This window comes from Colwellia marinimaniae, from assembly GCF_002207865.1.
GTDB lineage: Bacteria > Pseudomonadota > Gammaproteobacteria > Enterobacterales > Alteromonadaceae > Colwellia > Colwellia marinimaniae.
In genome coordinates this window covers 1-427 of record NZ_BDQM01000137.1, presented here as the reverse complement: position 1 = coordinate 427, position 427 = coordinate 1, and the positions used below count along the sequence as shown (strand labels likewise).

Annotated in this window: 3 tRNA genes; all 3 read right to left on the bottom strand. The window is 47.8% G+C overall.

Annotated features, from left to right (window positions below):
* Positions 1-2 precede the first annotated feature (2 nt).
* The 3 genes from MTCD1_RS18575 to MTCD1_RS18565 all read right to left on the bottom strand — a co-directional run bounded on the left by MTCD1_RS18575 (position 3) and on the right by MTCD1_RS18565 (position 312).
* A tRNA-Pro gene (locus MTCD1_RS18575) sits at positions 3-76 on the bottom strand.
* Between the two features lie 46 nt (positions 77-122).
* Positions 123-198: transfer RNA gene (locus MTCD1_RS18570), tRNA-His, on the bottom strand.
* Positions 199-235: 37 nt separating this feature from the next.
* Positions 236-312: transfer RNA gene (locus tag MTCD1_RS18565), tRNA-Arg, on the bottom strand.
* Positions 313-427 lie beyond the last annotated feature (115 nt).

Genomic DNA, 427 nt, shown 5'->3' with positions numbered 1-427 from the left:
GGTCGGTGATGCAAGATTCGAACTTGCGACCCCTTGGACCCAAACCAAGTGCGCTACCAAGCTGCGCTAATCACCGACATATTCTCTCAATATTTCATTAGTAGACACTAATAAAGTAAAGATGGGGTGGCTAAAGGGACTTGAACCCTCGACAACCGGAATCACAATCCGGGGCTCTACCAACTGAGCTATAGCCACCATAACAATTTTCATACTTATACTTTATAGATAAGTATGGTGCGCCCTGCAGGATTCGAACCTGCGACCCACGCCTTAGAAGGGCGTTGCTCTATCCAGCTGAGCTAAGGGCGCAATTCCCTACATAGGCATATCACTTCAACTAAAAGTTAAAAGTGGTCGGTGATGCAAGATTCGAACTTGCGACCCCTTGGACCCAAACCAAGTGCGCTACCAAGCTGCGCTAATC